The following is a 14,321-nucleotide window of genomic DNA, read 5'->3' on the forward strand; positions in this document are numbered from 1 at the left end:
GCCGTCATCGGTGGAAGCGAACAGTTTATCTCCCTATTCTTCAAAGAGCTGCATCAGCCTGTTGGCTGTGCGCTGGGAATAGCTCACCGATTCGACCAACCATTTTCCCCATTCTCCATGCGGGAGCAAGGCCTTGGCCTCCTTCAGGCGCTTGCCGACCTCGAGGGCATTGGTAAGCATGATTTTACAAGTCTGTTGTTTGATCCTATTAATCTCGGCCGCGATGCCTTGCGGCGTACGTTCAGTGATGGGTTCATTCATTTTGATTCCCGCCTTTTTGGTAGCTTTAATTACAGCATACGTAGACGGGCTTCGGATGGTGAAGGCTTGGGTATAAACCTATCAAATCATTGTTATCAACGGAAATTGAGATAACCGAGGAAGAGATAATTCGCATTTATGGTTTACGCTGGGACATCGAAGTTTACTTTAAGATGTGTAAACAAAAATGCCAGCCACATTTTTGGGCTGGCATTTTCCACCTTTAGTGAATATTTATACGACTAGGCGCTCGTCCTTTTCCAGAGCTTTTTTTTTAGCTCAATTTCAATACCCATTCCTGATAAATATTTCAGAAAGTTTCGAAGTGTTGGGGAATGACCAACCTTTTCAAGTCTTGAAACGGCCTGCTGGGAAAGTCCGGACTCCTGAGCAATTTCGGGTTGGGTCACTCCGAGCTGTTTCCGCATTTCTACGGCCATTTTAATGAGTTCATACTCGGCCTCGATTACCGCATATTCTCTTGCAAATTCCGGATCCTCTTTTTTAAATTTTTCTGTTTCATCTTGAATATTGACCTTTACGAATGGCATTTTTTATTCCCCCTTCTAAGTTAAACGAAAATTCTTCCTAGTTCCTTTCCGATTTCCTTAGCGCGTTGTTTGGCCTTATCTAGCTCGATTTTTTCAGCTTTTCCTTTTTGCTTTCGACAGGCATGGACGATATAAAAGTTGTCTGCATCGGCAATAATATAAAAAAATCGGTTCTTTCTTGGGAATTTTATTTCCCAGAGCTTTTTTTCAATCTGACGTGTATCAAGGGTCTCTTTTAAATAATCAAGTCCCTTTTGTTCGAGTTCTGTCATAATGAGTTGACCTTCTGCTTGTTCATCCTTTGGAAGGCTTTTAAGTAATCAGCGATTAAGTCTTTTCCTCCCTGCGTGGCATATCGGTAAACATTCATATTTTGGCCCCTTGTTTTGAGAATTATACATCATGTTTGATGTTTTACCTTTAATCTTATTATAAATCATATTTGATGTATTACAAGGTTTTTTTTAACAACTTGGTTCTACTTTTCTAGGTTGGGATGCTTTCAGTTCTAGCAATTTTTTTAAAAGTTTGAGTAAGCAATGCGACGTAACTATGCAGACCTTACTTGAGTTTTTTATGGAAGTTCTCAAGATTGGCACGTTTAATTAAGCTCTAACATCTGTCCTTGTTTATCGATTGATATTTGATGCCCAAAACTACAACTAAGATAGTAATTGTCCTCAAGCCGTGGTTATTATTTATTTCTGATGTGAGCATATCTATAATTTAAACTTAGACAGATCAGGAATATGTATATCTTTAAAATTTGATTCAGACATAGCTTGTTTTAAGAAAATAGCAGTGTCATTTGTGATATAACGACACTACTTATTTTTTACTGAATACCTTTTTATGTGAAACCTTATCCTTTGGAGACTATTCCATCGGCGTACCGGATGGGTTCAATCCAGTTAGCTTAGCGGAACTGGTGAAGGTTCTGCAGAAGCTATGATGCAACATATGGCCGATTGCGTCGAACATATTTACCTTGCTCTTGGATATACGGATTTTCGCAGACAGATTACAGGCCCAAACCGTCGATACGACTGGTGCTTCCTTTTAAAGGAATAAAATAGACACTTTATTAATGCTGGCTTTCATGCTCGTTTTTGCATGAAATTCAGCTTTTTTTATACTTAAAAGTACTGAAAACATCGAGGTTTTAGAGCATTTCCTATTAGGGTTATTAATATTTTAACCCCCCTCAAAAGGTTAACACAGCCCGTGGAAGCTTATGTTCCTTCCAATAACTGAAATATCACGGTTATTGGCTTTTTGCTAGTATCAATGGCTTTGAATCATTTTGTCTATCGAAGCTGAAAAATATCCTCCTGTTGCCTGGAAGGCCAAGTCTCAAAATACTCTTCGCTACCCCCTTGTCAGCGAAGAGTATTTTTGTTATCATATATCTTGAATATCAAACAATATTATATTTAAACATTATGAATTACATACTATTTTGGAGGAGGAGTTTTAATGACGATCAATGAAGAGTTGACCCATGAACTCTTGGCGTTTTTCAATGGGTTTTCTTCTTGGGAAAATTCAATCGTGCGATCCAGTGAGGTAACGGTTTCTGAAGCCCATGCCTTAGAGGTCCTTGGTGAAAACGAAACAATGAATATGAAGGGTTTGGCTCAGAAACTGGGAGTCACGACAGGAACAACGACAGTAACCGTGGATCGCTTAGAAAAGAAGAATTTTGCCCGTCGTGAATCGACGAAAGAAGATCGACGCGTTAATCTCATCAGTTTAACGGATATAGGAAGGAAGGCCTTTGAGGAACATCATGACTACCATTTGCGCTTGACAGATCAGATGACGTCTACTTTGAGTGATGATGAAATTAAGCAATTTTTGCACATCTTGAAAAAGATCAATGTAGAAACTTTTTAGAACGTCGGAAATCTCCGGATAACGACATCTATTAATGGCTAATGGATCCAAGATAAGAGAAATAGAGGGTACATAGCTAAGTCATATGAAAAAGAAGCTAAGAGGAGCAGTGACATGAGAACATCTTGGAATTCACTTTGGTCGCGACATAAAGGGTTGATTGTTACAGCCCTCAGTTTAGGATTTATTATCCTGGCTTGGTATTCTGGCAGATATGGTCATTCTGAGCTTGAAGTTCCATTCTACCTTTTGGCTTACGCCATAGGTGGATATCAGAAAGCCTGGGAAGGTCTGCAAACCCTGATTAAAGAAAAAGATTTCGATGTCGATTTGTTGATGGTAGTAGCGGCTATTGGTGCAGCAAGTATCGGATTTTGGAGAGACGGGGCTATTTTAATACTGATTTTTTCCCTAAGTGGTGCACTAGAAGGGTATACTCTGGAGCGAACGAATGATGAAATCAAAGCCATTATGAAACTACGCCCGGAAGAGGCTATTGTATTACAAGGAAGCCAAGAAAAGCGAGTTCGAGTTGAAGAATTGCAGCTAGGCGACCGTTTGTTGGTGAGACCAGGAGAACGGATTGCGGCGGACGGGCTTGTACGTGAGGGATATTCTTCTGTAAATCAGGCTTCGATTACGGGAGAATCAATGCCCATGGATAAATCTGTAGGGGACGAAGTTTTTGCTGGAACTATGAACGGACAGGGAGCTTTAGTCATCGAAATGACCAAGCCGGCAGAAGCAACGTTGCTTGCTAAAATAATTCATCTTGTTCAGGAAGCTCAAAGTGAAAGACCTCCTAGTCAATTATTCATGGAGCGGTTTGAACGTATTTATGCGAAAATTGTAGTCACTTGTGCGCTATTGATCTTAGTCGTGCCACCCTTTGTCTTAGGGTGGTCTTGGAGTGAGACGATTTACAAAGCGATGATCTTTCTAGTCGTAGCTTCGCCCTGTGCACTGGTTTCCTCGATCATGCCTGCTATTTTATCCGGGATATCCAATGGAGCACGAAACGGCATTTTATTTAAAGGCGGCGCCTATCTAGAGGCTGTCGGTGATGTAAACGTAGTAGCCTTTGACAAAACCGGGACTCTCACCGAGGGAATACCGACAATTACTCAGGTGATCCCTTACGGAAACTATACTGAAAATGAGGTATTAGGCATCGCAGCCTCCCTAGAAACCTGGTCAGAACACCCTATTGCTAAGGCTATAATCCATAAAGCAAAGGAGAAAAATATTCAACTCTGCTCGGCTTCAAAGCTGGAAGCTGTGCCTGGGCTTGGGGTGCGTGGCATAGTGGACGGTCAGGAATATCGAATCGGAAAACTAGATTTGACCGAAGGACAAAAATTATCGGATGAGGAAATGAAGGCTGTCCAGAAACTGGAGGAGCAAGGGAATACGGTAATCTTTGTTCAGGTGGGAGACGAACGAATCGGTGTTTTAGCGGTACAAGATACCCTGCGACCACAGGCAAAAGAATCGATCAGAAGACTAAAACAAATGGGGATTAAGGTTGTGATGTTGACCGGCGACAGCTCTACAACTGCGCAAATCATAGGTGAACAGGTAGGCGTTGACGAAGTCTATTCAGAATTGCTGCCCCAACATAAAGTAGACCTTATAAAAAAGTTAGGAGAATATGGCAAGGTGGCGATGGTCGGAGACGGCGTGAACGATGCACCGGCCTTGGCGGTTTCTTCTGTGGGTATCGCTATGGGTGCAGCCGGAACGGATGTAGCGCTGGAAACTGCTAATGTAGTTCTGATGGCGGATGATATTTCTAAGGTCGCTTACGCCATTACCTTAGGGCGTCGCACGACTAGGGTGGTTAAACAAAATGTTACCTTTGCCATTGCTGTCATTCTCGTGCTGGTCCTGTCTAATTTTTTTGGGAATATTAATTTGCCCCTAGGTGTGATTGGACACGAAGGAAGTACGATCCTCGTTATCACTAGTGGCCTACGCTTACTGCGGTAATAGGTAAGAAACAACGTAAATGAGTTGTAAGGGTTGACCGCGTGCACTGTATAAGCATAAGACAAGAAGCAAGTTAGAGCGAGCTAACTTGCTTCTTGTCTTATGCAATTATAAACAGTTTGCCATTTGAGTAAAATGGCTTGAGAGTATTGACTTTCATTATCAATTACGATAAAATAAATCAAGATATCTTGGAAGAAGAAGCGATGCCTTTAACCGGGAACATAACCATAAGTGTTAAAAGATTCAGGTTATCTCTCAATAAAGGACTCGCTCAACAGTGGATGATTAAACGATAAGGTGGCAAGGGTTGGAAAAGGGCATTAAAACATCTGCAACCGGAGTAGCATATTTAAGATTAATTGATAACGCTTATCATAATCAAACTTAAGAGATGTAACTAAAAATAGTACAAACAATAATTATTAAAGTTAGAAGTGGTAAACTTTTGTGAATAATCCTAATCTAACTCATTTAGGAGGTATATATGATGTCATTATCAAAAGGAAGGTTAAATACGCCTTATACTGTGAACTCTGTTAATACTGATTATGCAGATATTCGTGAATTTCTATTTACCCTTGGTTGTTATCCTGGCGAAAAAGTAACTATTATTTCAAAATTGGCATCTAACTATATCATTAACATCAAAGATGCAAGGTACAGTATAGACGAGGATTTAGCAAACGCCATTATGGTATAAATTACTTATTCCATCATTATCATTAGGGTAGTGCTGATTAAAAGTTAGATTAGACTAACTATTTGGAGGAGGAGCTCATGAAAATTGCTTTAGCAGGAAACCCGAATAGCGGAAAAACCACAATGTTTAATGCTATTACGGGTAAAATCGAGCATGTCGGAAACTGGTCCGGAGTTACCGTGGAGAAGAAGGAAGGTGATGTTAAACAGAGCCTTAACCCAAGGAATGAAAACTTGGTTGTGGTAGACTTACCCGGCGCATACTCCATGTCGCCATATACGAGTGAAGAGTCGGTCACCAGAGACTTTGTCCAAAACGAAAAGCCTGATGTTATCATCAACATTGTTGACTCAACAAATATAAGCAGAAGTTTGTATTTTACTACACAATTACTAGAACTGGGTATACCCGTCGTTATTGCACTAAATAAGAGTGATTTGACAGATAAGAAGGGCAACACTATAGATGTTCCGGCATTGAGTGATGCGCTGAAATGCCCCGTTATCGTAACCGTATCGACAGAATCAACAAATAACGGTTTGCTTGAACTGATGGATGCTGTAATTACCCTTGGTAAGTCAAACAAAAAGCAAATCCCTATTGTTGAAGGTATAAAAAAAGCCTCAACAAAGGAGGAATTTGAAAAAGCTGATAAGAAACGATATGCGTTTATTAACAATGTTGTTACGGAAGTCGAGAGAAGAAAGGTAAGCTCGGAAAAGCAAACCTTTCAAGACAAAGCAGATAGAATAATAGCTCACAAATGGCTGGGGATTCCGATCTTTGTAGCAATAATCTGGCTAGTGTTTTCGATCTCTCAGACATGGGTTGGACCATTGTTTGCAGATATTTTTGTCGGATGGATAGATATGTTGTACGAAAGTGTAGCCTCACTGCTGGGCGAAGAGGTAAACCCTGTCGTTGCTGCCTTACTGCTTGATGGTATCATTGGCGGTGTTGGTGCTGTCATTGGATTCCTACCACTAATTATGGTGTTATTTTTCTGCTTAGCACTCTTGGAAGACAGTGGATATATGGCTCGTGTAGCTATAGTTTTGGATAGATTCTTTAAAAAGGTTGGATTATCAGGTAGATCGATCATCCCTATGATTATTGGTACCGGCTGTGGTATACCCGGCGTTATGGCAACAAGAACCATTAAGAATGAAAGACAAAGACGCACCACCGCGATGCTAACCCCATTTATGCCTTGTGGTGCAAAACTCCCAATAATTGCGCTTTTCGCCGGTGTTTTCTTTAACGACAATAGCTGGGTTGGAACTTCAATGTACTTCCTTGGGATTATCGTAATAATTATAAGTGCATTGATTGTCAGAAGAATTACAGGAGATTATTCTAAGTCATATTTCATAATGGAGCTTCCTGAATACAGATGGCCAAGTCTAAAGAGAGCAGCCATATCCGTGTTAATGAGAGCAAAAGCATTCATTATTAAAGCAGGTACAATTATTCTGGTTTGTAACGCTGTAGTTCAAATATTACAAACATTCAACTGGCAATTACAAGTCGTTGCAGAGAATGCGCCGGAGACAAGTATATTAGCAAGCATTGCATCGCCCTTAGCGGTATTATTTATACCACTTGGCTTTGGACTGTGGCAGTTTGCAGCAGCGGCAGTAACCGGATTCATCGCCAAGGAAAATGTAGTTGGAACATTAGCTGTTTGCTTTAGTATCACGAACTTTATCGATGTCGAAGAATTAGCACTTGTTGGCGGCAGTGCAGAAGTAAGTGCGATATTCGGTATTAGTGCAGTAGCCGCACTTTCTTATCTGGTATTTAACCTCTTTACACCACCATGCTTTGCGGCGATAGGTGCCATGAGGTCTGAACTGGAATCGTCTAAGTGGCTTTGGGGCGCTGTTGGTTTCCAAATGGGTATGGGTTATACAATAGCTTTCCTTGTATATCAGGTAGGGACTTTAATAACTACGGGTACATTAGGTGAAGGATTTATTGGGGGGCTAATCGCTGTGGCGATTATAGTAGGATATGTTGCCTACTTAATGAGAAAAGGCAGTAAAAGCGCACAAATATCTGCCGGAATGAGGTCGGTGAAAGTATGAGCACAGTAGATTTTATAGTTCTTGCTATAGTAGCTGCACTCGTTGCACTTGCCATAAATAAAATCATCAAAGATAAAAAAAAGGGTGTAAAGTGTTCTGGTTGCAGCGGATCCTCCGGATGCTGCGAATCCTCCGAATGCTCCGATAAGCAGCTACCTAACTAGCAGCTAACCTTCTCCAATATGTGTTAAGTATTGGAGAAGGTTTTTCTATCAATTGGAAACTCTTGCATAGCATAAATTGAGTCTTTACTGATGACATGCTCAATTGCACAAGCGTCCTAGATAGTTTTCCATGGTAAATGTTAACTTTTCCATTGATCATTCTCCTTTAACTTACAGTAATAGGCCTTTATCCACGTTCGAGACACCCTCTTCTAAGAAGTGGGTGTTCTTATTCTGCTTCAGTGGGGGGAGAGTCTTCCTTCGTTGGGATGTGTCCATTTATTGTATCATATAACTTCTCTCAGTCAGTTCATACACTGGAGAATTTAACAAAGGCAAGGTTGGAACCCTATACACAGCGACCAGGTTGGAGAAAACTATCAGCCGTTAAAAACGACGAGATTCATGCAGTTGATCATTCGGGACTCGGAAGCATCTGTTTTATTTAGGGTTTTAGATTCGGATGTAATAGACTTGCTTGTTCATAAAGCAAGTGCTAGTTTAAATTTTACCATGTTTGCAACAAGGGAAAATGCTTGCTATATTTAAGAGGATAATTCGAAACTAAATGGATTAATGAATTTCAGCAATGGACCGGAATTCTTGTATGAAGATAATGAAACTCAGTTATCAACGCCAATGGCTCCTACAGGGGGCGGTGAAAAGTTGTTAGAGCTTAACAGGGGACTTATTGTAGCTGAAATCATCGAAGATAACATTACATTTGAACGAAAGGAATGAATGTAATAGGTAAATTTAATGGTTAACGGATTGCCAATTCGAACTGCGTAATAAATTGAAGGGTGATATCAAACATAATGAACCATGAAAAGAAGTATAAACTTAGAATATTAGCAAATGGGCCTTACATAGTCACGGGGAATGTTCCTTTGTCCGAAAAGATAATAGTTTCTAAGGGTAAAATAAATGAATTTAAGGATGGACGTAAATTACGGCAGTCTGAACAATATGCGCTATGCCGTTGCGGTGAATCAAAAGATGCACCTTTTTGTGACGGCTCTCATCAAAAAGTAGGTTTTAACGGAGTTGAGAGGGCGTCAAGAGAGAAGTTTAATGACCGAGCAGAACTGATTGAGGGACCGGATCTTGACCTTCTAGATGATAATCGATGTGCATTTGCCCGTTTTTGTCACAGGGAAGACGGAAACGTATGGGAACTTACCGAAGACTCCGATAATCCAAAACACAGAGAAGATGCAATTATAGCAGCCTCTGAGTGTCCAGCGGGCAGATTAGTTGCCTATGATAAAACGGGAAAAGCGATTGAACCTAAATACGAACCTTCCATTGAAATACTTCAGGATCCTGAAAAAGAAGCCAGTGGACCAATTTTTGTTAAGGGCAATATTCCCATTGAATCTTCAGATGGTCATACTTATGAAATAAGAAATAGAGTAACTCTTTGCCGCTGTGGCAAATCAAGAAATACACCATTTTGCGACGCTACACATATTTCCATAAACTATAAGGATAACTACTCGTTAGAATAGTTATCCTTAATCAAGGTTTGTACCTCAGAATTATTTTTAAGGTATTTTGAGTTAACTAAGAACAAAAAGGGTAGCGACAGATTAATTTGCGCTACCCTTTTTGTGTTATCGTCTGTGTTAGGTTATATACGGCCATTTTGTTCAATGTATAATGATCAGCTTTTTACCCCGTTTTTTACAACCAAAGAAAGAGGAACCGGCTTAGCTCTTGCTTAAGACAGGGCCCCTAAGAAGGATTTATCATCCTTGCTTAGGGGTGCCTAACTCTGTTTAGTTCCTAAAACTTACGAGCAAATCTTAATGATAACCATCTTTAGATTTATCGAGGCTTACAGGAAACCTGCCACCTTATGCCGAACTTATCGGTAAACTTACCGTATAGTGGGCTAAAGAACGTTTCATTTAAGTCCATTTCAACGTTGCCACCCACGGATAAGGCTTCAAACATCGCTTTGGTTTCTTCTTTTGTATCAAACTCTAAGGAAAAAGAAATGTTATTGCCGGCATTGGAGGGTGTATTTGGAAACGTGTCCGAAAAACGAATCACATGACCATCTTTCCTTAATTCAGCATGCAGAACGAAGTTTTTAATCTCCTCCGGGACCGGGAACGCTGGATTGGGTGGGGCATCACTAAAATGCAGGATTTGGCTTTCTCCACCTAGAACTCCTTGGTAAAAGTTGACTGCTTCTTCGCAATTCCCATTAAAAACAAGGTACGGCACTAACCAATCACTCATCTAATAGCCTTCTTTCGTTATGTTTTGTCAATATTATGTTCGATAGCTACATAATCAATTCCGACAATCCGACTTCTATAAGTAGGTGGTTCTCGTTCAGTTTTACTGAATGAGTTCAATAGACATTCTATATCTAAAAGGGAAATCTATCAATGTATAAAGAAGTGAACTGCCAATAATCTCCACAGATTTTTGTCTAGGACATGCTCTATAATGAAACTATGAGAAACTATTGATTAAAAGGAAAAGGGGTTAATACCCATGCGAATCTTACATACTTCCGATTGGCACCTGGGACGAACGCTCGAAGGGCGTAGTCGAATTCAAGAACAAGTGAAGTTTATCGATGAGCTTTGTGAGATTGTAGTAGAGGAAGCTGTCGATCTTGTCTTAATAGCAGGGGACATTTTTGACACGGTCAATCCGCCTGCCATCGCCGAAGAGCTTTTTTATGACGCCCTAAATCGGCTGTCGAATGAGGGTCGGAGAGGGATCGTAGCAATTGCTGGGAATCACGATAATCCCGAACGGCTGTGTGCGTCCAGTCCTTTAGCGGTCAGGCATGGGATCACCTTATATGGTCTGCCGAAACAAATCCTCACCCCGAGTCTACTGGTGCAGCCAAATCAAGGAAGAGTCGTAAGGGTTGCGGCAGGTCTGGGGTGGGCGGAATTACATATTCCCAGTTGCCCAGATCCAGCTATCGTGGCTATGCTGCCCTATCCTTCTGAGTCTCGGCTCAATGAGGTATTAAGTGAAAGCCTAGATGAGGAAATCCTGCGCCAGGAATACTCAAAGCGCGTACAACAGTTATTTAACTCGTTTGGGCAGTACTTTCGTCCGGATGCAATCAACCTTGGGGTAAGCCACCTCTTTGTGAGAGGGGGTATGAAATCTGAGTCAGAGCGTCCCATCGAATTGGGAGGTGCCCCGACTGTTGAGGCAGAGGCGATGCCCTTCGGCGCTCAATATGTTGCACTTGGACATTTACATCGTGCTCAGGCTGTCAAAGGAGCGGTTGCACCGATCCGTTACTCCGGTTCGCCGCTCGCGTATAGCTTTTCCGAATCGGGTTATGCCAAATCCGTAATCCTCGTGGAGGCTCAGCCTAGACAAGCGGTAGAAACTCGGGAGATTTTCCTGAGTTCGGGTTACCCGTTGGTGAAATGGCAGGCCAAGGAAGGTCTGGCTCAGGTGCAACATTGGATCGATGCGGGTAAGGATCTCCATGCTTGGATTGATTTAGAAGTTAATGTAGCCAATGCACTGCATCCGCAAGATATCCACTCTCTTCGCCAGCAGCGGGAACGTCTTGTGAATATTCGCCCTATTTTCCCTGAGACGGAACAGATTGTCGCGGAAGCCCGATCAAAGATGCCGATCCATGAACTTTTCCGTAAGTTCTATCAAGATAGAACGGGAGGAGCTGAACCGGAGGAAGAATTAATCTCTTTGTTCTTATCTTTAATTGACCCTAGTAAAGGCGGAGGGAGTTGCGCGGGAAGCGCTGCGATCGATCCTCTCGAACAAGACTATCCTGAGTCAGAATTTCGGAGTCTGATGGACAGAGCTGAGGAAGGTGAGACGGCATGAAACCCATTCGACTAAAGATCGCGGGCTTGAACAGTTTCAGGGAAGTTCAGGAGATCGACTTTTCAAGATTATGTGAAACCGGCGTGTTTGGAATTTTTGGTTCCACAGGAAGTGGAAAATCAACAATTCTTGATGCCATTACGCTTGCGCTCTACGGGACGGTCGAACGAGCGGCCAATAATACCCAGGGAATTCTGAACTATGCGGAAGAGCAACTCACGGTGGAGTATATGTTTACCTTGTCTACGGGAAATCAACGGAAGTCCTATCGAGCAGAACGCGCTTATCGACGCTCCGGGGCACGTACAGTCAAAGCTTCAACCTGTCGTCTGGTGGAAATCGACGATGGCGTCGAAACTGTTCTGGCCTCCAAGGCAGATGAGATGACAAAGAAAATAGAGGATGTGCTAGGTCTAACAGTGGAAGATTTCACCCGAGCGGTTGTTCTTCCCCAAGGGAAATTTGCTGAGTTTTTGACGATAAAGCCCAAAGATCGGCGTTTGATGTTGGAAAGGCTGTTTTCCCTCGAAGCCTACGGTAGGGAACTTTCCACTCGACTAGCTGACCAACTGGAGAAGGCCAAATTCACCTTAAACGGGGTGGAACAACGGCAACAGGGTTTAGGAGATGCTTCTGCAGAGCGGCTTAAAGAGGCGGAAGCTGAATATCAGTCTGCAATTGTAAGCTTAGGTAAGATTGCCAAGGAATTAGAAAACCTCAGGAAAGAGTATGATCATGCTCAGGAACTATGGAGCCTTCAAGAACAGTTACAACAAATTGAAAGCAAAGAGATCCAACTGGCATCCGAACAACCAAAGATGGATATAATAGCTGAGCGCTTAAGTATGGCTGAACGGGCCGAATCGATCCGTTCAATTTTAGAAGAAATCAGCGTTACAGAGGAACGATTCAAAGTGGCTAAGGATCAAGTTGAAACTTCGGACAGGAGACTGATCACGGCTAGAATTGAAAAGGTTACTTCAGAGGAGAAGTGGTCTGAGGAACACAAAAGACGATTAGAAGCTGAGCCTCGTTGTCTGCGCCGATTAGAACAACTTGAACAAGCTAAAGGCTTAGAAAACGATATCCAAGCGCGACAAGAACGGTTAAGCGCAACGCGTCTAAACTATGGAAATCTGGATCGAGTTCGCAAGAATTTGGAACAAACGATCCAGGTTCTTGTCAATAAAAGAGCAGAAACTCAAAAACAACAGCTTACCCTGAAAACCCAACTAACAAAACTCTCTGTAGAGCCGGAGCAAAGAGCAAAGGTTATTTCAGCCGCCCAAGCTCTAGAAGCCCTAGAGATAATTTCTAAACAAGTGGAAGGATTGCAAAGAGATCTCGAGAAGAATTCGTCTCAAATAAAAGAATGGCATTTAACCCTGCAGACCTTTGTGATTGAGGTACATGCTGCCCAGGGAATAGTAGAACAATTGACAGAGTCTTTGGACAGAAGGCAACAAGATCCGCCGGTTCAAGAGGATAGCTTGAGTGAGCGAGCTCAGGACTTAGAACGTTATCGGCATAGGATTGCCAATATAGAGCGGGCCGAGCAGGATGTGACCCACGAACAAGAACGCCTGCAAATCTTCTCCGCGGATTGCCAAAAGGTCCAAGTTGAGCTTGAAAGCAGGGAAGATGAACAATCTAGAATTTTGACGAGCGTCCAGGAAGCGAGATCAGAGATAGAGAAGAAATCGGTTGAAGTCAAAGGGCTAGAACAAAAGAATCTTGCGGGGCTAATCAGCGAGGATCTTGTGGAGGGAGAAACCTGCCCCGTATGTGGCTCACTTCACCACCCAAAACCTGCTCAGGGCTTAGATGACTCCATCTTATACAAGGCGAGGGAAGAACTAGATCAGGCCTCTCGGGAAATCCAGATTTTGGAGGAAAAACTTACTGAGAGCATTACAGCCTTGGCAGTAGCCAAGGCCCAGCTCTTATCTAAACGAGAGCTCGAACAAAACCAGCTAAACCTCATTAAAGCAAAAGAACAAGTGATTCTCAAGGCTCGAGAAGAGCTTTCCCTGCTGGATCGCAATCTGGCTGTACAGGATTTAAAGTCCCAACTAATAGAGCAAGAATCGCAATTGACGAAGGATCGCCTAACCTTAAACCAATGGAAATCTGAACTAGAGAAAGGGAATCGCAAGCTGGGAGAAGTCCAGCGCCAGCTGGCTGAAGTGGGAAAAAAGCGGCATAGCACGAATGCTCAAATTGCTGCTGTCGAGGGTGTTGGAGGAGAGATTCGTAATCAGCTCAACCAATTGCTCAAAGAACAAATCCTGAGAAAAGAACGCTTAGATACTGTACGTGGAGAAATTGATCTGACGGAAATCTTGTCGTTACAGCAACAATACACAAGTTGGGATCAGGCTACAAGACGTTTAAACCAGGAATTGTCGGTTCTTGAAATGGGTTTGAAAGAATCGGATGAGGCTTATCAGCGGCTCAGTGCAGAGAAAAACCAATGCGAACTGGAACTAGAGAATCTCAAAACAGTCGGAAGTGAAGCTGCTCGGGATCTTGTAGAGATTAAGAACAAATGGGATGTTCTAACTGAGGGGAAGCCAGCGCGAGAACTCATTGAGCTGGTTAAAAATGAGTTGGCTCTTGTTATAGAGACAGAGGAAAAGCTTAAATATAGCTATGAGCAAAGCAAAGGGTTATGGACTCAAGCTGAGCAAACCCTAGCAGTTAACCGAAAAACGTTAGATCTTTCAAGAGAAGGGCTTGAAGGTGCCCGGCGCAAACTAGAACTGGGTCTCCAAGCAGCACACTTTCCGTCAGTGGCTGCAGCTCATAGTGCGTTATGTGATAGTGC

12 protein-coding genes and 1 pseudogene are annotated in these 14,321 nt (G+C 42.4%); 9 read left to right on the top strand and 4 right to left on the bottom strand.

Going from position 1 to position 14,321, the window contains the following annotated elements; genetic code table 11:
- Positions 1-36 precede the first annotated feature (36 nt).
- The 3 genes and pseudogenes from JL57_RS28615 to JL57_RS28625 form a co-directional block, all read right to left on the bottom strand.
- A pseudogene (locus JL57_RS28615) lies at positions 37-261 on the bottom strand (DUF3102 domain-containing protein); the annotation flags it as partial.
- 242 nt (positions 262-503) lie between these two features.
- Positions 504-812, bottom strand: a complete 309-nt coding sequence (locus tag JL57_RS28620; protein WP_034145291.1) for a helix-turn-helix domain-containing protein — start codon at positions 810-812, stop codon at positions 504-506.
- 20 nt (positions 813-832) lie between these two features.
- Complete coding sequence (locus JL57_RS28625; RefSeq protein ID WP_291300706.1) at positions 833-1,084, bottom strand: type II toxin-antitoxin system RelE/ParE family toxin; 252 nt, start codon at positions 1,082-1,084, stop codon at positions 833-835.
- A gap of 1,204 nt (positions 1,085-2,288) precedes the next feature.
- Here JL57_RS28625 and JL57_RS28630 point away from each other — a divergent pair.
- The 7 genes from JL57_RS28630 to JL57_RS28650 all read left to right on the top strand — a co-directional run bounded on the left by JL57_RS28630 (position 2,289) and on the right by JL57_RS28650 (position 9,162).
- Positions 2,289-2,708 carry a MarR family winged helix-turn-helix transcriptional regulator gene (locus JL57_RS28630; protein WP_034145292.1) on the top strand — a complete coding sequence of 140 codons (420 nt, stop codon included), beginning with the start codon at positions 2,289-2,291 and terminating at the stop codon, positions 2,706-2,708.
- Between the two features lie 114 nt (positions 2,709-2,822).
- On the top strand, positions 2,823-4,697 hold the full coding sequence (locus tag JL57_RS28635; RefSeq protein WP_034145293.1) for a heavy metal translocating P-type ATPase: 1,875 nt from the start codon (positions 2,823-2,825) through the stop codon (positions 4,695-4,697).
- A 487-nt stretch (positions 4,698-5,184) separates the two neighbouring features.
- Positions 5,185-5,400 (top strand): FeoA family protein, encoded by a 216-nt coding sequence (locus JL57_RS28640; protein WP_034145294.1) that lies wholly within the window; start codon positions 5,185-5,187, stop codon positions 5,398-5,400.
- Between the two features lie 77 nt (positions 5,401-5,477).
- Positions 5,478-7,487 carry a ferrous iron transporter B gene (locus JL57_RS28645; protein ID WP_034145295.1) on the top strand — a complete coding sequence of 670 codons (2,010 nt, stop codon included), beginning with the start codon at positions 5,478-5,480 and terminating at the stop codon, positions 7,485-7,487.
- The gene (locus JL57_RS35875) at positions 7,484-7,651 is read left to right on the top strand and encodes a FeoB-associated Cys-rich membrane protein (RefSeq protein ID WP_291300707.1); all 168 of its coding nucleotides are present in this window, start codon (positions 7,484-7,486) and stop codon (positions 7,649-7,651) included. The genes JL57_RS28645 and JL57_RS35875 overlap by 4 nt, the downstream gene beginning before the upstream one ends.
- Before the next feature lie 576 nt (positions 7,652-8,227).
- Positions 8,228-8,392, top strand: coding sequence for a hypothetical protein (locus JL57_RS35880; RefSeq protein ID WP_291300708.1), 165 nt, complete (start codon positions 8,228-8,230; stop codon positions 8,390-8,392).
- Between the two features lie 74 nt (positions 8,393-8,466).
- On the top strand, positions 8,467-9,162 hold the full coding sequence (locus JL57_RS28650) for a CDGSH iron-sulfur domain-containing protein (RefSeq protein ID WP_291300709.1): 696 nt from the start codon (positions 8,467-8,469) through the stop codon (positions 9,160-9,162).
- 319 nt (positions 9,163-9,481) lie between these two features.
- On the opposite strand, the gene JL57_RS28655 is transcribed toward JL57_RS28650, so the two are convergent.
- Positions 9,482-9,901: a VOC family protein gene (locus JL57_RS28655; RefSeq protein ID WP_034145297.1), complete on the bottom strand. Its 420-nt coding sequence runs from the start codon at positions 9,899-9,901 to the stop codon at positions 9,482-9,484.
- Positions 9,902-10,162: 261 nt separating this feature from the next.
- On the opposite strand from JL57_RS28655, the gene sbcD reads away from it, so the two are divergent.
- Both sbcD and JL57_RS28665 read left to right on the top strand, forming a co-directional pair.
- The gene (gene sbcD, locus JL57_RS28660; protein WP_034145298.1) at positions 10,163-11,494 is read left to right on the top strand and encodes an exonuclease subunit SbcD; all 1,332 of its coding nucleotides are present in this window, start codon (positions 10,163-10,165) and stop codon (positions 11,492-11,494) included.
- Positions 11,491-14,321: AAA family ATPase (locus JL57_RS28665; protein WP_034145299.1), on the top strand; the 2,831-nt coding region annotated here is incomplete at its 3' end. The genes sbcD and JL57_RS28665, both read left to right, overlap by 4 nt.

The sequence above is a fragment of the Desulfosporosinus sp. BICA1-9 genome (assembly GCF_000802135.1).

Bases quoted from the DNA above. Each gene is read 5' to 3' on its own strand.
- JL57_RS28620 (WP_034145291.1), bottom strand. From the start codon at position 812: ATGCCATTCGTAAAGGTCAATATTCAAGATGAAACAGAAAAATTTAAA.
- JL57_RS28625 (WP_291300706.1), bottom strand. From the start codon at position 1,084: ATGACAGAACTCGAACAAAAGGGACTTGATTATTTAAAAGAGACCCTT.
- JL57_RS28630 (WP_034145292.1), top strand. From the start codon at position 2,289: ATGACGATCAATGAAGAGTTGACCCATGAACTCTTGGCGTTTTTCAAT.
- JL57_RS28635 (WP_034145293.1), top strand. From the start codon at position 2,823: ATGAGAACATCTTGGAATTCACTTTGGTCGCGACATAAAGGGTTGATT.
- JL57_RS28640 (WP_034145294.1), top strand. From the start codon at position 5,185: ATGATGTCATTATCAAAAGGAAGGTTAAATACGCCTTATACTGTGAAC.
- JL57_RS28645 (WP_034145295.1), top strand. From the start codon at position 5,478: ATGAAAATTGCTTTAGCAGGAAACCCGAATAGCGGAAAAACCACAATG.
- JL57_RS35875 (WP_291300707.1), top strand. From the start codon at position 7,484: ATGAGCACAGTAGATTTTATAGTTCTTGCTATAGTAGCTGCACTCGTT.
- JL57_RS35880 (WP_291300708.1), top strand. From the start codon at position 8,228: ATGAATTTCAGCAATGGACCGGAATTCTTGTATGAAGATAATGAAACT.
- JL57_RS28655 (WP_034145297.1), bottom strand. From the start codon at position 9,901: ATGAGTGATTGGTTAGTGCCGTACCTTGTTTTTAATGGGAATTGCGAA.
- sbcD (WP_034145298.1), top strand. From the start codon at position 10,163: ATGCGAATCTTACATACTTCCGATTGGCACCTGGGACGAACGCTCGAA.